Origin of the sequence: Paenarthrobacter aurescens (genome assembly GCF_025421775.1) — a bacterium.
Classification (GTDB): Bacteria; Actinomycetota; Actinomycetes; order Actinomycetales; family Micrococcaceae; genus Arthrobacter; species Arthrobacter aurescens_B.
Window position 1 is genome coordinate 140390 of sequence record NZ_JAOEFX010000010.1, and the last position, 21052, is coordinate 161441.

General features: G+C 63.1%; 17 protein-coding genes and 1 tRNA gene. 2 read left to right on the top strand and 16 right to left on the bottom strand.

The features are described 5' to 3' along the window. Window positions 1-49 precede the first annotated feature (49 nt). From N7568_RS19665 to N7568_RS19715, 11 genes are all read right to left on the bottom strand, one after another. The gene (locus tag N7568_RS19665) at window positions 50-691 is read right to left on the bottom strand and encodes a TetR/AcrR family transcriptional regulator (protein WP_261611462.1); all 642 of its coding nucleotides are present in this window, start codon (window positions 689-691) and stop codon (window positions 50-52) included. Further along, window positions 688-2724: a YhgE/Pip domain-containing protein gene (locus N7568_RS19670; RefSeq protein WP_261611463.1), complete on the bottom strand. Its 2037-nt coding sequence runs from the start codon at window positions 2722-2724 to the stop codon at window positions 688-690. Before N7568_RS19670 ends, N7568_RS19665 begins: the two co-directional genes overlap by 4 nt. Beyond that, window positions 2721-3569 carry an ABC transporter ATP-binding protein gene (locus tag N7568_RS19675; protein WP_261611464.1) on the bottom strand — a complete coding sequence of 283 codons (849 nt, stop codon included), beginning with the start codon at window positions 3567-3569 and terminating at the stop codon, window positions 2721-2723. Before N7568_RS19675 ends, N7568_RS19670 begins: the two co-directional genes overlap by 4 nt. A 70-nt stretch (window positions 3570-3639) precedes the next feature. Further along, the gene (locus N7568_RS19680; protein ID WP_261611465.1) at window positions 3640-5097 is read right to left on the bottom strand and encodes a dihydrolipoyl dehydrogenase family protein; all 1458 of its coding nucleotides are present in this window, start codon (window positions 5095-5097) and stop codon (window positions 3640-3642) included. 229 nt (window positions 5098-5326) lie between these two features. Beyond that, window positions 5327-6013, bottom strand: a complete 687-nt coding sequence (locus tag N7568_RS19685; protein ID WP_261611466.1) for an N-acetylmannosamine-6-phosphate 2-epimerase — start codon at window positions 6011-6013, stop codon at window positions 5327-5329. A gap of 12 nt (window positions 6014-6025) precedes the next feature. Then, a complete protein-coding gene (locus N7568_RS19690; RefSeq protein WP_261611528.1) occupies window positions 6026-7039 on the bottom strand; it encodes an ROK family protein in 1014 nt (337 codons plus the stop codon). A 19-nt stretch (window positions 7040-7058) separates the two neighbouring features. Continuing rightward, window positions 7059-7976 (bottom strand): dihydrodipicolinate synthase family protein, encoded by a 918-nt coding sequence (locus N7568_RS19695; protein WP_261611467.1) that lies wholly within the window; start codon window positions 7974-7976, stop codon window positions 7059-7061. 37 nt (window positions 7977-8013) lie between these two features. Beyond that, window positions 8014-8820, bottom strand: coding sequence for an ATP-binding cassette domain-containing protein (locus N7568_RS19700; protein WP_231341342.1), 807 nt, complete (start codon window positions 8818-8820; stop codon window positions 8014-8016). After that, window positions 8817-10928, bottom strand: a complete 2112-nt coding sequence (locus tag N7568_RS19705; RefSeq protein ID WP_261611468.1) for a dipeptide/oligopeptide/nickel ABC transporter permease/ATP-binding protein — start codon at window positions 10926-10928, stop codon at window positions 8817-8819. The genes N7568_RS19700 and N7568_RS19705 overlap by 4 nt, the downstream gene beginning before the upstream one ends. Window positions 10929-10931: 3 nt before the next feature. Then, complete coding sequence (locus N7568_RS19710; RefSeq protein WP_024819607.1) at window positions 10932-11888, bottom strand: ABC transporter permease; 957 nt, start codon at window positions 11886-11888, stop codon at window positions 10932-10934. 103 nt (window positions 11889-11991) lie between these two features. Beyond that, window positions 11992-13614: an ABC transporter substrate-binding protein gene (locus N7568_RS19715; RefSeq protein ID WP_439898998.1), complete on the bottom strand. Its 1623-nt coding sequence runs from the start codon at window positions 13612-13614 to the stop codon at window positions 11992-11994. A 339-nt stretch (window positions 13615-13953) separates the two neighbouring features. Here N7568_RS19715 and N7568_RS19720 point away from each other — a divergent pair, with 339 nt between their 5' ends. After that, on the top strand, window positions 13954-14682 hold the full coding sequence (locus tag N7568_RS19720) for a FadR/GntR family transcriptional regulator (RefSeq protein WP_261611470.1): 729 nt from the start codon (window positions 13954-13956) through the stop codon (window positions 14680-14682). A gap of 220 nt (window positions 14683-14902) precedes the next feature. Here the strand turns inward: N7568_RS19720 and N7568_RS19725 are convergent. Further along, window positions 14903-14976, bottom strand: a tRNA-Arg gene (locus tag N7568_RS19725). Window positions 14977-15260: 284 nt separating this feature from the next. Here N7568_RS19725 and N7568_RS19730 point away from each other — a divergent pair. After that, the gene (locus N7568_RS19730) at window positions 15261-17096 is read left to right on the top strand and encodes a phosphoenolpyruvate carboxykinase (GTP) (protein WP_261611471.1); all 1836 of its coding nucleotides are present in this window, start codon (window positions 15261-15263) and stop codon (window positions 17094-17096) included. A 106-nt stretch (window positions 17097-17202) separates the two neighbouring features. Here N7568_RS19730 and N7568_RS19735 read toward each other — a convergent pair whose 3' ends face one another. From N7568_RS19735 to N7568_RS19750, 4 genes are all read right to left on the bottom strand, one after another. Then, window positions 17203-18360 (bottom strand): globin domain-containing protein, encoded by a 1158-nt coding sequence (locus N7568_RS19735; RefSeq protein WP_261611472.1) that lies wholly within the window; start codon window positions 18358-18360, stop codon window positions 17203-17205. Window positions 18361-18559: 199 nt separating this feature from the next. After that, window positions 18560-19030, bottom strand: a complete 471-nt coding sequence (locus tag N7568_RS19740; protein ID WP_261611473.1) for an RrF2 family transcriptional regulator — start codon at window positions 19028-19030, stop codon at window positions 18560-18562. 22 nt (window positions 19031-19052) lie between these two features. Next, a complete protein-coding gene (locus N7568_RS19745; protein WP_261611474.1) occupies window positions 19053-19508 on the bottom strand; it encodes a hypothetical protein in 456 nt (151 codons plus the stop codon). A gap of 8 nt (window positions 19509-19516) precedes the next feature. Next, window positions 19517-20935, bottom strand: a complete 1419-nt coding sequence (locus N7568_RS19750) for a phosphomannomutase/phosphoglucomutase (RefSeq protein WP_261611475.1) — start codon at window positions 20933-20935, stop codon at window positions 19517-19519. Window positions 20936-21052: the final 117 nt, after the last annotated feature.

Sequence of the window (21052 nt, forward strand, 5' to 3'; positions counted from 1 at the left end):
CACGCCACGCCGTCGTACATTGCAGTTGAATACCGTTAGGGACAGCCAGTTACTTGATGACGTATCCGTGCATGATGGTCATCACAGCAGCGACGCTTTGCTCGCGGGTGCGTTCCGGGTTGTACGTCTGACGGTCGAGGCCAACAACGAAGATGGCTCCGAAGATCGCCGCCTCCAAGGACCCGCGGGCGATGGACTCGTCCACCTTGTACCCGGCAGCCACACTCTCCACCGCGGAGCCGATCACAGCCAGGAGCTCAGCCCGGAGCTCGGCGAACACCGCGCTCCACTCGCCGGGTGTCCGCCAGTTTTCGCTGACCCATAAGCGGGCGAAGGAAGGGTAGTCGTCCATGAACTCCATGGCCTGGCCCACCATATTGTTCATGGATTCCAACGGGTCGCTGGACTGTCCCCGGACATCCTGGAGCCGGACCAGCATGATGTCCACACCGTGCCTCAGCAACTGGGCGATCAGGTCCGACTTGCTGCCGAAGTTGTAGTAGACGGTTCCCTTGGAGACCCCGGCAGCGGCTGCGATTTCGTCCACCGTGACCCCGGCGGCCCCACGTTCGCCAATGAGCTCCATGGAAGCTTCAAAGAGGCGCTGCTTGGTGGCGTTGGTTCGTTCCGGGCGAAGCTTCTTGCCGGCGCCCGCGGCGGAATCGGAAGGGAGCGGCTCGGTGGTGCTCATACTGCGATCTCCGGCTTCAGTGTCTTGAGGGTCCACACCTTGTGCTTTCGGACGGCGAGCGTGGACAGCGCCATTCCCAGCAAAGTGTATCCAAGGAGGCCCAGCACGGTGGGCCAGATCATGCTCAGCTCACCGCCGTAGATCAGGTGGCGCATGCCGGTGACGACGTAGCCCATGGGCAGGATCTCATGCACCACATGCAGCGGCATCGGCGTGGTCTGCCAAGGGAACGTTCCACCGGAGGAAACCAACTGCAGGACCAGGAGGATCAGCACCACGAACTTTCCGGGCGTCCCCATGAGCGCCACGATGCCTTGGATGATCGCGCTGAACGCCATCACCGCGGCCAGCATGAACAGCCACATGCCGATGGGGTGCGCTGGATTCAAGCCCAGGCCGAGGTTCACCACGAGGGTGAGGATGGTGGCTTGCAACACCGAGACCACGAAGAACGGCAGCCAGCCTCCGACGGCGATTTTCCAGGCGGGGGCGTTCGACGCCAGTGCCCGCTGGGTGATGGGGCGCATGGCCTGGACCAGCATGAACACGCCGATCCAGAGGGCAAGGGTCAGGAAGAAGGGTGCCAGGCCGGCGCCGTAGGAGCCTGCCTTGGCCTGAGACACGTTGTCCACGGCGACCGGATCAGCGATGACCTTGGACACGCTGTTCTTCTGCTCGTCGTTGGGGTTGGGGATGTCTCCCGCGCCCTTAGCGAGTTCCGTGGCCAGGGTGTGTGAACCATCGGAGGCCGTTACTGCGCCGCTGGCAAGCTGTCCGGCGCCGTCGTCCAGTTGGCGGGCGCCGTCGTCGAGCTTGGCAGCACCGTCCAACGCGGTCTGCTGGCCGGCAGCCAGCGTTGCTGCACCGGTGTTCAGTTGTCCGGCACCGGCAGCAGCCTGCGAGATGGCGTCGGTCAACGTTGGTGTTGCGGCGGCGAGCTTGGAAGCTCCCGCGCTCACGGCAGCCGAACCGTCCGAGAGCTGCTGGATCTTGGCGGCATCGCCGGAAATCTTGGCCTTTGCGTCCGTGACGGGGCTCGAAGCAGCAGCGGCATCAAAGTCAGCCAGAACCTTGTTGGCCTGCTCCTGCGTCAGCACACCGGCCGAGACCAGCCGGGCGTTGGACTCGACAACGCGGTTCCGGAGGCCCTTATCCGCTGCGTCAAGCTGCCCGACGACGTCCTGGACTTTCGCGTTCAACTCAGCGTTTCCGGCAGCGACCTGCGCGGCGCCGTCGGCCAGTTTTTTGGAATCCGCAGGCAAGGTGGAGGTCTTGTTCTTGAGTTCGGTGAGGCCGGAGCTCAATTGGCTGGCGCCGGTGTTGAGCTGTACCGCACCGTCGCGAAGCTGGGTTTGTCCGGCGACCAGTTGGTCCGCTCCGGTGACCAACTGGGTGGTGCCATCGTGCAGCGTGGCAGCGCCGTCGCTGAGCTTTCCGACGCCGGTGGCGAGTTCCGAGGCGCCATCAGCGGCCTTCACGATGGACGCGTGGATGGTGCCAAAACCGGTAAGGAGCTGGTTGGCGGTTTCCTCGCCCACCTCCTTGGCCACCGTGGAGTGAACCGCTGTGGTGAGCTTGTCCACGATGGTGCTCAGCAGGTAGTTGTTGGCATCGTTGGTGGTGACGTGCAGCATGGCCTGGTTGGCGGCATCGAAGCTGCCGGGGGAGACCAGATTGGCGGAGAAATCCTTGGGGATGCGGAGCGCGAAGGCGTATTCACCTGTGCGGACACCGGCATCTGCGTCTTCGGCGCTGGAGACCTTCTTCCAGTTGAAGACGTGGCCCTCCACCAAACTGTCGGCCACTTTGGTGCCGGCCTGCAGTTCGGTGCCGTCCGACGACGTTGCTCCCGTGTCTTCCACCACCAGGGCGGCGTCGATCTGGTTCAGGTTGCCGTAAGGATCCCAGTTCGCATAGAGGTACACCGCGCCGTACAGCAACGGAACCATGGTCAGGGCGAGGATGGTCAGCTTGGGCAGGAGCCCGCCGGTCATGCGCTTGAGTTCGGAGCGGGCAAGCCGCAGAACAGTCACTTTGCAGTCCTTTGGAGGTTTTCGGATTCGGTGTCGGCAGCTGGTTCGGGTGCCGTGGGTGTTTCAGGTTCTTCGGGTGTTTCGGGTGTTTTCGGGGCCGGCCCGGCCGCGTGCTTGGCTTTGGGCTCGACTACTGCTTGGAGCTCGACGGCGGATGCCGGCTTGGGCTGGCCGGGTTCGGCTTCGGAGGGTGCGGGCTCCGCTTCCGGTTCGGGTGGGTGCGTCACGGAGTTGCCGATCACCGCTGCGGCGCCGGTCCAGTTGTCCGGGAGGGCACCTACGACGGCGACGACGGCAAGCGGCCGCCCGGCGTCGGACGCCAAAGCCTGAAGCCTGGGCAACCACGCTGCGGGATCGGCGCTGTGGCGGTCGGGAGAGTCCACCACGAGGAGGTCCGTGGCCGGATCTGCCAGGGCAAGTGCGGTCAGGAGTTCGAGCCGGCGGGCGGCGGGAATTTGTTCGATCCAGAGGCCGGCGATGTCCTCGAAGCTGTTGACCTTCAGCCATGGCTTGCTCAGCAACGCGCCCCGGTAGCGGCGGGGGATGAGGGAGAGGTCCTCGGTGACGAGGTCGCGGACGCTGAGGTGCTGCTCGGGTTCGTTGACGCCGGGGGAGTCCACCAGAGCACTCGCGAGGCGGATCTTCTTGGTCTTGGTGGTGTTGTCCCAGCTGAGGACCCCATTGCTTGGCTTCATGCGGCCGCTCAGGGCCAACGCCAAAGCAGTCCGCTGATCCTGGCCCTCTCCGGCGACAAGCAGGAGTTCGCCGCGACGGACTTGGAGTGACGTGGCCGGAAGGAGATCGTCCCGGCGGCCGTTGAGCTGGAGTTGCTGTACGGACAGCACAATGAAGCCTTTCGCAGAAATGGTGTCTGCGAAAAGTCTAACTGAACTGACTGGTCAGTTCAAATAGCAATTAGAGTCCATACTTCTCCAGGAGTCGCAGCCACACTTCGCTGATGGTGGGATAGGACGGAACGGCGTGCCACAGCCTGTCCAGGGGAACCTCGCCCACGATCGCGATGGTGGCTGAGTGCAGGAGTTCTGCAACGCCTGGGCCCACGAAGGTGGCGCCGAGAATCACCTGCCGGTCCTCGTCCACCACCATCTGGGCCCACCCCTTGTAGTCAGGGGAGTGAAGCTGGGAGCCGGAAACATTGATGGGCAATTCGACGCCCGTCACGTTCTTACCCTGCAGAAGGGCCTGTTCAAGGCTCAGGCCCACCGAAGCTACCTCGGGATCAGTGAAGACGACGCTGGGGACGGCGTAGTCGTTGGCCGTATGCGCCCAAGGGCTCCACGGTTTCGGGGGGCCAGTGAGCTTGCCGTTGGCCCGGGCCACGATTGCGTCACCGGTAGCGCGGGCTTCGTACTTGCCCTGATGCGTCAGGAGGACCTTGCCCGCTGCATCCCCGGCGGCGTAGAGCCAGAGTCCGCTGGTGCCATCGCTCGCTGGGCCTTCAACGAGTCCGCTGGCTTCGGTAGTGAGGCGGAGGGGTTTGCCGTTGCGGGCTTCGATACCGACGTTTTCCAAGCCCAGGTTGGCCAGGGCCGGGTGCCTGCCGGAGGCCACCAGGAGTTTATCGGCCGTGACGGTCTTGCCGTCGAACGTAACGGTTACCGAGCCGTCGTCGTTCTTGTCGACTTTCTGGACGTCGGTGTGAACGTGCACGGCGACGCCATCGGCACGCAACCCGGCCAGGACCAGGCTGGCGGCCTCTTCCGCATAGCTGCTCAGGAGCCTCCCGCGGGCAATAAGTGTGACGTCCGAGCCGAGTCGGGCGAATGCCTGCGCCATTTCCACGCCAGCCACGCCGCCGCCGAGGACGGTGAAGCGCCTGGGAACTTCCTTGGCTGCTGTGGCCCCGCGGGTCGTCCAGAACGGGACGTCCGTCAAGCCTTCGATATCCGGGATCGTGGGGGTGGAGCCCGTCGCGACCACCACAGCGTGGTGAGCCTTCAACGCATAACTGTTGCCGTCGAGACCATCCACCTGGACCTCGCGAGGGCCGGTAATATGGCCGCGTCCGCGGATCAGCTCGATGCCGGCGCTGTCCAGCCATTCAACTTGGCTGCCGTCCTGCCAGTTGTTGGTGAACCAATCCCGGTGCTTCAGCGCGGCCTCAGCATCAACCACCCCGGTGACAGCTTCGGAAGCGCCCGGGACCACCTGGGCCGCATGCAACACACTGCCCGGACGGAGAAGCGCCTTGGAAGGTATGCATGCCCAGTAGGAGCACTCGCCGCCCACCAATTCGCTCTCGATAATCACCGCCGTCAGGCCGCCGCGAACCACCCGGTCCGCTACGTTTTCCCCCACGGCGCCCGCGCCGATCACGATTACATCGAATTCCCGGGAGCTCTCGGCAGTCATGGGGAAAGCCTACAGCCGGCGCCTGTACGTTGTGAGGCCTGCTCTGCGCGCTTGGAGAGAGTTTTGGGGCGCAGAGCGGGGCCCCGAACGTCCGAATGCTGTCCGCATCTTGGAGGCCCGGACAATTTTGCTGGATCATCGGCGTCCTGACCCACTGTCGCCCGCGAAAAGACGGGGGTTTCATCGTGGCGAGGCTCCGATGATTCAGCAAATTCCGCCGTGGAAGCGACTACGCGTGCATTGCGCCTTTGAACCAACCCGTAATCGACGCCGGGTGGGTGATTGCAGTCCCAACCACTACGGCGAACGCACCGGCATCCAGGGCTTGCCGCGCGTGAGCCGGGGTATGGATACGGCCCTCCGCGATGAGCGGCTTGCCCAGTCCGGCGGAAGCGATCTGCTCCAAGAGATCCAAGTCCGGGCCGTCGGTCTTCGGGCGCTCGCCGCTGTAACCGGCCAATGTCGTCCCGATCATGTCCGCGCCCGCCTCCACGGCTGCCACGGCGTCGTCGAACGAGCCGCAATCCGCCATGACCAGGGCATGGGACCCTGCGTGGAGACCGGCCACCGTTTCGGCAAGGGAAAGCCCATCCGGGCGTGCCCTGCGCGTTCCATCGATCGCCACCACATGGGCCCCGGCATTCGCCACGGAGAGGGCATGACGAAGAGTCGGGGTGATGAACACGCCATCGTGGCCGTCCTTCCAAAGGCCAATGACGGGAACCTCGACGGCGGCACGCGTGAATTGCACGTCAGCCAACCCTTGGACGCGGATCGCCGCAGCGCCCCCGATGACAGCCGATGCGGCCACCTGGCCGGTGGTGCGCGGATCGCGCATGGGCTCGCCGGGGTACGCCTGGCAGGAAACGATCAGTTGGGAGCGGAGGGCTTCAAGGCCTTCGGATGTGAGGATCATGATGTCTCCCTATTAATTACGGACTGACTTGAGGACTAGTTGTGCGGCGCCAACAATGGCAGCTGCGTTGCCGAGAGTTGCCCGGACCACCGGAACAGAGGCAAGCGGAGCCAGGAGTTCCTGGCGCAGGGCAGCTTCCATCGGCTCCCACCAAAGACCGCCTGCATCGGCCAAACCACCGGAGATCACCACGGTTTCAGGGTCAAGGATGTTGATGAGCCCGCCCACGGCTTGTCCGGCAGCGGCTGCGCCAACACCGATGGCACGCACAGCGGCGGCGCGGCTGCCAACAACAGCGGTGCGACTACCAGCGGAGTCAGCGCCAGCACCGCGGTCGTGCGCGTCAGTAGCGGCCAGCGAAAACACGCCCCGAGTGTCGGCGGCGTCCACGGCAGAACCGCCAAACCGCAAGTACGCCTCATGGATAGCGGGCCCGGAAGCGATCGCCTCGACGTGCCCGGTTCCACCGCAAACGCAGGCCAAAGGACGCCCGGAAAACACCGCATAGGGCGAGGCAAAGTGCCCCACGTGTCCGCCAACAAAACGGTGCCCCAACACGGGGGCGCCATCCAGCACCAAACTGCCGCCCACCCCGGTCCCGAACGCCACCATAAGTGAACTCGATGACCCTGCGGCAGCGCCAAGCCACGCTTCGCCGAGGGCGTGCGCATGGACATCGTTGACGGCCCGCACCGCATCGGCCGGCAGCGAAAGCCGCGCAGCAAGCCCGGCCACAAGCGCAGTCCCGGCCCAGCCATGAATCGCGTCGGTCGCGGACACAACGGTCCCGGCAACAGCGTCAATCACCCCAGCGGAGCCGACGCCGACGCCGGAAACCGAAATTCCGGCGTCGGCAGCGCGCTCCACCAAGCCCGCGATCAGCGCTGCGGTGGCATCGAGGATGGCTTCGCCACCAGCCCGGTTCAACGTCGGAATGGTCTCCGACATCAGCACTTCGCCAGAGGGGGCAACAACCCCGGCGGCGGTTTTGGTGCCGCCGAGGTCAACGCCGATCACGTGGGTCATGGAAGCGGTCATCGAAGCTTTAGACCAGCCCGTTCCGCTCCAGAATTGAACGAATCAGAGCAGTCTCGGAGTCATTCAACGAGAGCATTGGCGAGCTCATGGTGTTGGACTCGATGACACCCATTACCTGGAGTGCGGTCTTGAAGGCACCCAGGCCGGCAGCACCACCGGAGACGCGGCCGTTGGGGGCGTAGACAATCTCAAAGACGTCGGCCAGGCGGTCCTGCTCCCTTGCCGCGAGAGCCCAGTCACCGGCCTGGGCGGCGTCGAACAGGCGGCGGTAGCCGGCCGGATCAACGTTGCCGAGGCCCGGAACAACACCCTGCGCGCCGCCGAGGAGAGCGCCGTCCACCACCACTTCGTGACCCGTGAAGATGTCGAAGTTGGGGATGTCCTTGGCTGCCAGGAGCAGTTGGCGGAAGGAGACGTCGTCACCCGAGGAATCCTTGACGCCGGCAAGGACGCCATCGCGGCCGAGGCGGACCAGGAGGTCGGTGGGCAGCTTGAAGTGCGTGCGGACCGGGACGTCGTAGGCGAAGATCGGCTTCTCGATGGCGGCGTGGATGCTGCGGAAGTGCGTTTCGGTCTCCGCGGCGTTGCCAATGGCGTAGTACATGGAGGTGACCACGATCGCGTCGGCGCCGAGGTCAACCACTTTGCGCGCTTCCTCGATGACGCGGTTGGTGGTCTGCTCGTTGGCGCCCACGATCAGCGGGACGGCACCCGCGTTGGCGTCGGCGATGGTGGAGACCACCAGTTCACGCTCGTCATTGGTCATGTAGGGGACTTCGCCGGAGGAGCCCAGGACGAAAAGTCCGGACACACCGCCGTCGATCAGATGCTTGGTGACGTTCTTCAGCGACGCGGTGTCGATGCTGCCGTCTGCGTGGCGGGGGGTGATGACCGGGGGGATGACGCCCTGGAACTGAGTGGACACAGAATTCTCCGTTGTTTGTAGCTTGTGAAGGGAAAAACTAGATGTGGAGCAGGCTCGGCGCGGCGCCGAGCAGCTTCTTGGTGTAGTCGTTGCTGGGGTTGTCGAAGACCTGGGTGGCTGTGCCTTGTTCGACGATCTTGCCGAAGTACATGACGCAGATCCGGTCAGAGACATAGCGCACTGTCTGGATGTCGTGGGAGATGAACACCATGCCGAGGTTCAGTTGGGTCTTCAGGTCGGACAGCAGGTTCAGGACCTGCGCGCGGACCGAAACGTCCAGGGCCGACGTCGGCTCGTCCGCCACGATGATGTCCGGATCCAAGGCCAGTGCGCGGGCGATCGCCACACGCTGGCGCTGGCCGCCGGAAACCTGCGACGGCGTCACTTCCGCCGCCGATTGCGGCAAGCCAACCAGCGCCAGCAGTTCCTTGACCTTGGCAGCGCGGGAGGCTGCGTTGCCGATGCCATGGATCTGCAGCGGATCCGTCAGGATGTCCTGGATGGTCATGCGGGGGTTCAGTGCCGTCGCCGGATCCTGGAAGACCACGGAAACTGAGCGGCCGAACTGCTTGCGCATGGCCGCGTTCCGCTTGATGGCCGGCTTTCCGTGGAACAAGACCTTGCCCGACGTCGGCGGCTGCAGTCCCACGAGCACTGAAGCGAGCGTGGACTTGCCGCAGCCGGACTCACCGACGATGCCCACGGTTTCGCCGCGGCTGATGGTGAAGTCCACGCCGTCCACGGCTTTGACGATGTTCGGGCGGAACAGGCCACCGGTGCGTGCATGGTGGTAGACCTTGACGTCTTTGAGCTCGATGACCGGCTTTCCGGTTGATTCACTCATTTCGCGTCCTCCTTCAAATGGCTGGCCCAGTAGTGGTCGGCATCGTCTCCGTTCGCTGTGGCTACCGTAGTGAGGACCAGTTTCTGGTGGGGATCGGCGTCGGCACGCAGCGAGCGGGCCGCGAAGCGGTCGCCCGTAGCGAAGTCCCGTGGCGACGGGACGGTGCCGGGGATCTGGTGCAGGCGGACGGCGTCGGCCTCGATGGAGAGAACCGCACCGAGCAAGCCGCGGGTGTACTCGTGCTTGGGGTTCTGCAGAAGCTCGGAAGCCTGTGCGGATTCCACTACCTGGCCGGCGTACATGACCGTGATGCGGTGGGCCAGGGAAGCTACGAGGGCGAGGTCGTGGCTGACGAACACCATCGCGAAACCGAGCTGTTCGCGCAGTTCGTTGAGCAGATCCACAACCTGCTTCTGGACGGTGACATCCAGGGCGGTGGTGGGCTCGTCAGCAACAACGATCTTCGGCGAACGGGACAGAGCCATGGCGATTAGCACGCGTTGGCGCTGTCCACCGGAGAGCTCATGCGGGTAGCTGGCGAGGGTCCGGACGGGATCCAGTTTCACCATTTCCAGCAGTTCGGCGGGCGTCTTGCGGCCGCCGCGCTTGGTGAGCTGCTCCATCTGGTCCTTGATTTTCATGGACGGGTTCAGGGAGCTCAACGCGTCCTGGTAGACCATGGCGATCTGCTCGCCGCGCAGGCCTTCGTAGGCCTTCGGGTTGCTGTGCTGGGTCTTCGCGTCCAGGAGTTCCTTGCCATCGAACTTGATGGAACCGGTGACCTGGGCGGTCTTGGGCAGCAGGCCCATGACTGCGAGCGAGGTGATGGACTTACCACAACCGGACTCACCCACCAGGCCCATGGTCTCGCCTTCGCGGACAGTGAAGGAGACGTTGTCCACGATTGCGATGTCGCCGAAGCGGCCGGGGAAGCGGATGGACAGGTTCTTCACTTCAAGAACATTGCGTGCGCCTGCCGATACCTGCGGGAGGCGGTCGGTGCGCTTCGCTTCGATGGCTGCCAGGAGCTCCAACTCGCGGTCCAGGAGGAGGTGCGGGTTGGCGGCGGCCAGCTTCACATCGGTGAGGACGGCTGACGTGCCCACCTCAGAAGTGGCGGTGTCGCCGGAAGCGGCACGGACGCCGTCGAGCTCGTGTTCCTCAACCACTGAGGGCTGGGCGACGGAGGTTGCAACCTCGGTGTCCACGGCCACAATTGCGGTGGATCCGTCGTCGTCCTTTACTACGGGTGCGCGGCGCAGTTTCGGGTTCACCATGGCGTCGGTGAGGCCTTCGGCCAGGATGTTGAGGGACAGAACGGTCAGCAGGATGGTGACACCGGCGAAGGTGGTGGCCCACCAGCCGCCGGACAGGACCAGGTTGCGGCCGTAGGAAATGACGTTGCCCCATGATGGCGCCGGGTCCTGGACGCCTGCGCCGAGGAAGGACAGCGAGGCTTCGAGGATGATGGCGTCGGCCACCATGACCGTGGCGAACACCAGTACCGGAGCTGCGGTGTTGCGGACGATGTGCTTGACCAGGATGTAGAACCGTCCTGCACCAATCACGCGCTCGGCACGGACGTAGTCTTCGCCATACTGGGCCAGGACGTTGGCGCGGACCACTCGGGCCAGCTGCGGGGTGTAGATGATGGCGATCGCGATGATGATGGTGGGAACCGAGTTGCCGAAAGCTGCCAGCAGCACAGCCGCCAGTGCGATGCCGGGGAATGCCATGAGGATGTCCATGAGCCGCATGATGATCTCGTTCACGGACTTGCTGGACGTCGCGGCGAAGGAGCCGAGGAGCGCACCGGCAAGGATGGCCAAGGCCACCGCGCCGAGGCCGATCATCAGCGATGACTGTGCACCAAAGAGGAGACGCGAGAAGATATCCCGGCCCAGCCGGTCAGTGCCGAAGAAGTGTTCGGCGCCCGGCGGGGTGGCCGGAATGAAGGTCTCCAGTGGATCGTGCGGGGCGATGACCGGTGCGAAAATGGCCGCCAGAACAATCATGATGAGGAAGAGCAGGGCGATACGGGAGCCCCAGGGCAGGGCCTTGAAACGAATGCCCGGGGCACTTAGCCGTTCTGCGAGCTTGCTGCGCATGAGCTATACCGTCCTGATTCGGGGGTTGATAAGCAGGTAGAGAAGGTCCACCACGATGTTCACCAGAACGAAAGTGACGGAGATGGTGAGCACCACGCCCTGGACCAGGTTGACGTCCAGGTTGGTGATGCCGTTGAGGATCAGCTGGCCCATGCCGGGCAGCGCGAAGATCATTTCAATCACGACGGCGCCACCCAGCAGGTAGCCGACGCGGAGTCCCAGCACGGTCACCGGGGTGACGAGTGCGTTGCGGAGGACGTTCTTGGAGACCACCTCGCGGTAGGGGACACCATTGCCGATGGCGGTGCGGACGTAGTCGCGGTCCAGTTCTTCCACCATCGAGGTGCGGACCACACGGATCAATGACGCTGAGACGGGGATGCCAAGCGCGAGGGCCGGGAGGGCCATCGAGTTGAGCCAACCGCCGAAGCCGGACTCCGGCGTCGCAATTCCGCCCGAGGGGAACATCGGGTTCTCGCCGAGGGCGAACCACTGGATGAGGAGGATGCCGAGCCAGAACGATGGTGTGGCGATCGCTGCAATGGAGAAGACGCGGACCAGTTGGTCCTGCCACTTGTCGCGGTAGAGGGCGCCGAGGATGCCGAACGCCAGGGAAAGCACGATCGCGATGAGGACGCCAAGGAAGGTGAGCTGCAGCGTCAGGGGGAACGCCGAGCCGATCATCGAGGCCACCGACTTTGCCGGCGGGGTGGTGACGCCGAGATCGAACTGCAGGAGCTTGCCGAGGAATCGGAAGTACTGCAGGACCAGGGGGTCGTTAAGGCCATTGTCCTGGCGGTACTGTTGCTTCGCTTCTTCGCTGGCGCCGTCGCCGAGGGCGGAGCTTGCCTGGTCGCCGGGAGCGGCCTGCAGGACGAGGAAGACGAGCAACGTGATGCCCAGGATCATCAATGGCAATGCTGCAAGCCTGCGGCCAAGCAGACGCAATATCGTGACCAATTTGTTCTCCGGTTGGTTGGTGGTGCTGCTGGTTGTGGGGCCTGCTCTGCGGGCCAATGGGGGGATTTAGGCCGCAGAGCGGGCCCCGCAACGCGAGGGGTGCTTAAGCGGTTCGTCCGACGTCGACGAATGACAGGCCGGTGGTGGGGAGGGGCTGGAAGCCGTTGAGCTTCTTCTCGTCCCAGGCACTCGGCAATTGGCGGTGGAAGATCGGGTAGAGCGGGACCTCATCGGAAACCATGTCCACGATCTCGCCGACGATCTTCTTTGCCTCGTCGCCGGAAGCCTGCGAGCCCTTGTTCATGAGTTCCTGCAGTTTGGTGCGCTCCGGGGTGGTCCAGAAAGCCCGCTTGTCCATCCAGGTTGCACCTGAGTAGAACCAGCTCAGGAGGAGGTCTGCGTCGTTGCCGAAGACAGACGGATCGCCGGGAGCTGCAACCACGGAGTAGTCGCCCTTGCCAACGCGGTCGCTGTACAAGGCCCCGGACTGCAGGCTCTTGACGGTGACCTTGACACCGGGAATCTTGTTCCATGATTCGAGGATCAGTGGTGCAACGTCCTTGACCCAGGCAGTGTCCGTGGTGAGGAGTTCGAACTCGAGGTTGGTGACTCCGGCCTGCTTCAGGAGATCTTCTGCCTTGGAGGTATCGAAGCCGTACACGTTCTTGGCCTTGACGTAGTCCGGGTGACCTTCCTGGAAGTACGACGTGGCGGCCTTGGCGTTGCCGAACAGGGCCTTCTTGATGATGGATTCTTTGTCCATGCCGTAGTGGAGCGCCTGACGGACCAGTTTGTTGTCGAACGGGGCTTTGGCGCAGTTGAACATGAGGAACAGCAGGCCGAAGGACTGGACGGATTCAACCTTGACCTTCGACTTCAGGCCATCGACGTCCAAGTACGGAACGTCTTCGATGGCCTGGACGCGGCCGGACTGGACCGCGGTGACGCGTGCTGCAGCGTCGGAGAGGAGCAGCCAGGTCATGCCCTTGGCGAGTGCGGGCTTGGGGCCGTTGTAGTCGGCGAATGCTTCGAAGACGATCTTGTCGTCCTTGACGGCCGAGATGAGCTTGTATGGGCCCGATCCCACCGGCGAGGCGTCGAAGGCCTTCAGGTCGGTGGCGAGTGCCTTGGGGACGATCTTGACCACCGAGATACGGGGCCCGAAGCCCGGGAACGCGTACTTAAGGGTGAACTCAACCGTCTTCGCATCCAGCGGCTTGACGTCCTGGATGAAGGGGATGAACTGGGAGAACAGGGACTTGTTCGCCGGATCCATCACGCGGGTAAAGGAGAAGGCGACGTCTTCGGTGGTGACGGGGGAGCCGTTATGGAACTTTGCGCCGTCGCGGATGGTCACCTGGTAAGTGGTGTCGTTGATCTTCTTGGGGTCCGACGCTGCCAGCGCGTTGTAGGGCTGGCGGGTTGCCGGGTGCAATTCGATAAGGCCTTCAAAGATGTGCAGGTTGGCTGCCATGGGCGTGGCACCGGAGGAGCTCAGGGGATCGAAGCCTGTGGAGAGCGCGTAGGAGATACCGGCCTCGATGATGAGGTCCTTGTTCACCGCACCTGAGTTGGTCTCGGTGCCGGTGGTTGTGCTGGCAGCGCCGCCGCACGCAGAAAGGGTTGCCGTGAAGGCGGCTGCTGCACCAACTGCGCCGCTTAGCTTCAGGAAGTTCCGGCGGCTGGCGTCGTTGACCAGCGGCAGGCTTTGGATCGTCTTGCTCATAGGGTGCCTCACCATTCGCGTTTCGTGGGTTATCGGATGTAGGACGTCCGATGCTCGTATTGAAACTGTAAGGGCGGTCACAACGGAACGTCAAGTGAGATTTGGCGCCTGCGTCTCTGCCGCGCGCCTGGCGGGTTACCGGCTGCGGCCGGTCCGTGGGGGAAATCTCAACGATTTCCCGCTACATAGCTATGACGGAGGTGGGACATCCGATATTGTATGTTGCGAGTCACTCATTCTTGGGTGGGCACTAAGCTCGCCTCAATATTAACACCGCACTTGCTCTCGGAACCGGCCTTTGCCGGCCTGCGGGGCAGGTGCATCGGCAAGGAGAAAGCCATGACAACTTCCGGTGTGGTTCCGCAGGCGCGGTTCAGTGCACAGGCCCGGCTGCGGGCTTTGCAGTCGGACATTATGGAATTGATCCTTGAGCGCGAGCTCGAGGCGGGCGATCCGTTGCCGACCGAGAGCGAGCTTTCCGGCGCCCTGGGCGTGGGCCGCAATACCCTCCGCGAATCCCTCAAAGTTCTCCAGGCGCTTGGCGTCATTGAGATCCGGCACGGCTTCGGCATGTTCGTCGCGCCGAGCAACTTCGATGCCCTTGCCGACGGTTTGACCTTCCGCGGCCGTCTTTCGCTGCGTCATCAGGGTTTGGAAGCCTTGCAGTTGGTCGATGTGCGTCAAGCGCTGGAGTCCGGACTGATCGGCTCGTCCATTGATGTCATGACCAAAGAGCAGCTCGCTTCCATCGAAGAAGCCGTGAAGCAGATGGAGGAGCTCGCTGCTGCCGGCGAAAACTTTGTGGCCGCGGACGCCGAATTCCACCGCCGGCTTTTCGAGCCTCTGAACAACGAGCTCCTGATCAACCTGATGGGCGTCTTCTGGAAGGTGTACCGGAAGATTCACGTGGAGATCGGTCCGGGCAACGAGGACCTGGTGAAGACTGCCGCGATGCACCGTGGAATCTATGCTGCTGTCGCCGCAGGGGACAAGGTCTTGGCCTCCGAACTGCTCAACCGGCACTTTGACGGCATCCGCCGCCGCATCAGCGAGGCCGTTGGGGACTAAGCTTCCGCGCTTAACGCCAGGGCCGCCGTCGTACTTCTTCGGAAAGTACGACGGCGGCCCTTTCCGTTCTGCGCGCGGGTCACCTGGCGTCGCGCTTTCCCAAGTAGGTCGCCGTTGGTGTCGTCCTGAGGGTCCACAGCGGCCTGAAGTGCTACCTGCATGGGCTCGGGCGGGCACAACAAAAGACCCGCACCGGCGAACCGGTGCGGGTCTTGATCTGTGCGCCCAAAGGGATTCGAACCCCTGACCTTCTGTTCCGTAGACAGACGCTCTATCCAGCTGAGCTATGGGCGCATTTCGTGTGATTCTCGGCGGTCTGTTTCTCTGACCCCCTCGAACCTCAATAAACTTTACAGAAGTTCATGAGAAGTTCCAAATCGAAAAGCTGTAATCTACGCAACTAGACCGGTCTACGTGACCTTAGTCACTTAAATCCTGCTTTGAGGAATGCCAACCCTTGATTTCTAGCGGTTTTTGCTTTTCGGTTCGGTGGATGTCCGATGTCTGACAGCGGATTGGTCTGGTCCGCGGCCCCTATCGTTTAGGACACACCACTGAACCCGAGGAAGGGAACCGCAATGGGCGATCTGGCGCGACTGCCGCTGCTTGAGAAGGCACCTACTACGCATGCACGCCTGCTGGCCTGGGTTGAGGAAGTTGCCGAGCTGACTCAGCCGGACCGCATCCACTGGGTTGATGGCAGCGAAGCAGAAAACAAGAAGCTCACGGACGAACTGGTTGAGGCCGGCACGCTTAAGCGGCTGAACCCGGAAACGTTCCCGAATTCCTTCGCGGCGTTCTCCGACCCCGCTGACGTTGCCCGTGTGGAAGAGCAGACCTTCATCTGCTCCGAGAACGAGCGCGACGCAGGCTTCACCAACAACTGGATGGCCCCGGCCGAGATGAAGCAGAAGCTGCGCGGACTGTTCGCCGGCTCCATGCGCGGCCGCACCATGTACGTCATTCCGTTCGTCATGGGCCACCTGGATGCTGAGGACCCGAAGTTTGGCGTCGAGATCACCGACTCCGCCTACGTCGTTGCCTCCATGCGCATCATGGCCCGCATCGGTACAGACGTCCTGGATCGCATCACGCAGACTGATGCTTTCTTCGTTCCGGCTCTGCACTCGCTGGGCGCACCGCTTGAAGCCGGCCAGGAAGACGTCGCATGGCCGTGCAACACCGACAAGTGGATTGTTCACTTCCCCGAAGAGCGCTCCATCTGGTCCTTCGGTTCCGGCTACGGTGGCAACGCCCTCCTTGGTAAGAAGTGCTACGCGCTGCGCATCGCTTCGGTCATGGCCCGCGACGAGGGCTGGCTTGCTGAGCACATGCTCATCCTCAAGCTGACTTCCCCCGAGCAGAAGACCTACTACGTCTCCGCTGCTTTCCCGTCCGCCTGCGGCAAGACCAACCTCGCGTTGCTCGACCCCACCATCAAGGGCTGGAAGGTTGAGACCCTCGGAGACGACATCACCTGGATGCGCTTCGGCAAGGAAGGCGAGCTCCGTGCCGTCAACCCTGAAGCCGGCCTGTTCGGCGTCGCACCCGGCACCGGTTGGGGCACCAACCCCAACGCCATGCGTGCCATCGCCAAGGGCAACAGCATCTTCACCAACGTGGCCCTGACCGACGAAGGTGGCGTCTGGTGGGAAGGCATGACGGAGGAAACTCCGGCACACCTGACCGACTGGCGCGGTGAGTCCTGGACTCCGGACTCCGAGGCTCCGGCAGCGCACCCGAACTCCCGCTTCTGCACGCCGATCGACCAGATCGACATGCTGGCCGAGGAATACTTCAGCCCGGAGGGCGTGGAACTGTCCGCGATCCTGTTCGGTGGCCGTCGCAAGACCACCATCCCCCTGGTCACCGAGGCCCGCGACTGGTCCAACGGCATCTTCATGGGCGCCACGCTGTCCTCGGAAACCACGGCTGCTGCCGCCGGTGCCGTTGGCGTTGTCCGCCGCGACCCAATGGCCATGCTGCCGTTCATCGGCTACGACGCAGGCGACTACCTGAACCACTGGGTGAACCTGTCCGCCAAGGCCAACTCCCTTGGGCAGGACCGTCTGCCCAAGATCTTCCTGGTCAACTGGTTCCGCCGCACGGCCGAGGGCGGCTTCGCCTGGCCTGGCTTCGGAGACAACGCCCGTGTGCTCAAGTGGGCCATCGAGCGCCTTGAGGGTAAGGCCGACGCTGTGGAAACCCCGATCGGCTTTGTTCCGACCGGTGAGTCCATCGACCTCGAGGGCCTGGACATGACTCCGGCCGAGGTTGAGTCGGCTGTTCGCGTCGACCCTGAAGAGTGGGCAACCGAGCTGGCGTCCATCGAAGAATGGTTCGCCAACTTCGGTGAATCGCTCCCGGCGGCGCTCCAGTCCGAGCTGGACGGTCTCAAGACCCGTCTGGGCTAGACCTCTTAGGAACAACGGCGTTCTTAAGTGAACGACGACGGCCCGTCACCTTTCGTTTGAAAGGTGACGGGCCGCCGTCGTTCCATGCGTTACGTCTTGCCGGGACTTAGCTTGCGAGCCAAACGTCCGGGCCGAACACTTCGTAGTGAATCCTGGTGGCCGGAATGCCGGCTTCGATGGCTTCGTCGCGGATCTTCTTCATGAAGGGGAGGGGTCCACAAAGATAAAGCGAAGCGTCGGCGGGCAGGTCCACTTCCCGCAGCGACATAAACCCGCCGTTGGTTCCGGGTTGCGGCGTTTCCAGCCATAGCTGCAGTTGGGCGTTTATTTTCGCGGCGTCCGCTGTCATCTGGCCGCTCAGTGCCCAGTTGTCCATGGCCTTTTCGGCATGGAAGACCATGACCTGACGATCCGTACCAGCATCCGCGAGGGACCGCAGGATCGATGCTGTGGGAGTGCAGCCGATACCTGCGGATGCCAGGATGACGGGGCCATCGCCGTCGTTCAGTGAGATTTCGCCGTAAGGGTTGGAGATCTCCAGGATGTCGCCAGGTTCGACGCCGGCATGCAAGGCGGTGGACACCTCGCCGCCGTCGTTCAGCTTGGTGGTGAAGGTCCGGTTGGTGCCGGTGTCACCGGAGAGTGAATACTGGCGTACCTGGCGCAAACCGTCGCTGAGCCGAACCTTGACGCTAACGTATTGGCCGGGTTTTGCTGCCGTTACCGGGGTGTCATCTGCTGGTTCCAAGGTAAATGTCATTGCATCCGTGCCTGCTGGTTCCTTGGTCGTTACGCGCCACGGCATCCACATTTTGTCGTTGGCCTGGGATGCATAGAGGTCCTTCTCAAGCGTGATCAGGGCATCGGCCATGAGCCAGTAAACCTCTGTCCATGCTTCGGCGATCTCCGGAGTGATGACTTCGGCCAAGTCTGCCGCGATAGCTGCGAACAAGTGCTCGTAGACCACCCCGTACTGATCTTCTGTGATCCCGAGGGAGGCGTGCTTGTGCGCGATGCGTGAGAGGACTGTCTCCGGGAGGGTGTCCGGGTTGCTGATGAGGTGGGACGCGAAGGCCGCAATGCTCCCGGCAAGTGCCCGCTGCTGATCGCCGGAACGCTGGTTGGAACGGCTGAAGAGCCCATCGAGCAGCCCGGGGTGGGCCGCGAAAAGTCGGTTGTAGAAGTCGACGGTGATGGCGCCGATTCGTGCGCCTACCAAAGGCAGTGTTGCTTCGATGATGGGGCGGGACTTTTCCGAGAGCATGGTTCTCCTGGTACTAGGGGCCGGACTTGCTGGCCGAACATATAGGCATTTGAGATGCGTATATTTATATCCCAAGTTCTACACTGCGTAGAAGAGTTGTGCAAACTAAGGGACTCCCGGCTGGGCATGCCGATTCGGGGGAGCTTGTGCGAGCCGACGTGGAGGGACCTTTAGGGGCAGGAGTCGCCAGCCGTAGCGGTCACTGTGCCTTTGCTGGTGTCCTGAACTCCGGCCGCAGCCCGATGGACTGGAACACCGGGTTCATCTGGCGTGCATGGGGGAGCGCGGCGATAACCACGGAATCTAGTTCGGTGTAGAAGGCTTCCCGCGCTCGGTTCATCGCATGTCGCAGGCCGCACTCATTGATGAGTGGGCAGTTCTTTGTGGGGGATTGGCACTCCGCTGGATCCTGGCGGCTGTCCAAGTGTCGAAGGACTTCCCCTACCGTGGCCCTGCGCCCGGATTCGTTGAGCCGGGAACCGCCGAGCCGTCCCCGTTCAACATCGATGTAACCCAGCGCACGCAAGCGGACCATTGCCTTGCTGACGTGGTTGTAGGGCGTTCCCACAGCATCGGCCACCGCTTGCGTGGTCAGCAGTGTGCCTTCGGGAGCCGCAGCCAAAACCATGATGGCGCGGAGGCTGACGTCTGCGAACGCGTTGATTTTCATGGGATCAGCTCACGGGTAAGGTCTAGTCCACCCAGACGGATGGTTCGTGGGTATCGGGCTCCATGGCGCTAAACGCGAAACCATCCGCTGTGGGAGTGTAAGGAATGATGGCTGCCAGGACGTCGCCGTCCCGGTGCTCTGCTGCGCCGTAGATGCCGTCAGAACCGTGGTCCGGCAGGCTGACGTCACTGACGACTGCCACGGCCCGGAAATCATCACGGCCCTGGCGGAGCAATTCCTGGATGTCAGTCAGCATTTGCCCGGCATCCACATCGCCGTTCTCGTCCGGCTCGCCGGGGGCAATCATCACTATCCGTAGCTCGCCAGCGTTGGACAGCGTCACGCCGAACGGGAAGAAGCCACCATTCTGCTGGATGTGCTCCTGGGCTGTCCCAAGCGCAGTACCCAGGGTTTCGCGGAGTTCGCGATCCTGGACTGCTTCGCCTGAACGATCATCGCTGGAGGGCTGTTCGCTCATGCCTGTCCCTACGCCCGGACCAGTGCGAGGACGCGGTCGCGGATCTTTTCCATGGTGGGTTGGTCCTTGGCTTCTGCATTCAGACGCAGGAAGGGTTCGGTGTTGGACGGGCGCAGGTTGAACCACCAGCTGCCGTCCTTGGCAGTGAACGTGCTGCCGTCCATGTGGTCGATGTCGATGTCTTCGGTCTCGAAATCGACGCGTACGCGCTCGACTGCGCCGGCCTTGTCTTCGATTTCGGAGTTGATCTCCCCTGACGAGACATAGGGCTCGTACTGGCGGCCGAGCTCGGACAGAGGACCGTCCTGCTCTCCGAGGGCGGCAAGGACGTGCATGGCAGCGAGCATGCCGGTGTCAGCGTTCCAGAAATCCCGGAAGTAGAAGTGGGCGGAGTGCTCCCCGCCGAACACGGCACCTTCTTCGGCCATGACAGCCTTGATGAAGGAGTGCCCCACGCGGGTCCGGACAGCACGGCCGCCATCCTTGGCTACGAGCTCAGGCACGGCCTTGGACGTGAGGAGGTTGTGGATGATCACGGGGGTCTCTTCGCCTGCGGCCTGGGCGCGGGCGATCTCACGCCTGGCCACCATGCCGGTGATTGCGGAAGGCGAGACGGGCTGGCCCTTTTCGTCGATCACGAAGCAGCGGTCAGCGTCGCCGTCGAACGCCAGGCCAATGTCCGCGCCGTGCTTGATGACGGCAGCCTGCAGGTCCCGAAGGTTTTCCGGTTCCAGGGGATTGGCCGGGTGGTTGGGGAACGAGCCATCCAGTTCAAAGTAGAGCGGGATGATCTCGAAGGGCAGTGCCGGGAGCAGTTTGTCGCCGAGGACTGCCGGGGTGGTCAGGCCGGCCATGCCGTTGCCGGCGTCGACGACGATCTTCAGTGGGCGGGAGCCGGAAAGATCCACCAGCTGGCGCAGGTACTCGGAGTAGTCCTTCAAGACATCGTGGACGCCGATCTCGCCGCGGGTTGCCGCGGCCGGGATGGTGCCGGAGTTCAGGTACTGCTCGGCGAGGGCCTGGATTTCCTTGAGGCCGGACTCCGAAGAGATGGGCTGGGCACCGGCCTTGGCCATCTTGATGCCGTTGTACTCAGCCGGGTTGTGGCTTGCGGTGAACGTGGCGCCGGCGGCATTCAGGGCGCCGCATGCGTAGTAGAGCTCATCGGTGGAGATCAGGTCCAGAAGTTGGACGTTGGCACCGCGGGTAGCTGCACCGTTGGCAAAGGCCTGGCTGAACTCCGGCGATGAGGGACGCATGTCCCCACCAACAAGGACGGTCCCGCCCTCGAGGCCCAGGACGTCGATGAAGGCAGCACCCACGGCCTCGACGATTTCAGCCGTGATGGATTCACCCACGATGCCCCTGACGTCATACGCCTTGAAGGATGCCGAGAGGTCGAATGTCTTGTTCTGCTCGCTAGTCACGGGCTCAATCCTACTGTGGCTCGGCAATTGGGCATGAACTGGGCAGGGCGCTATGTGGATAGTCACTGTCCACATAGCGCGGCTTGAGGGTTATGGCTGTCAGGGTCGGCTGGAATA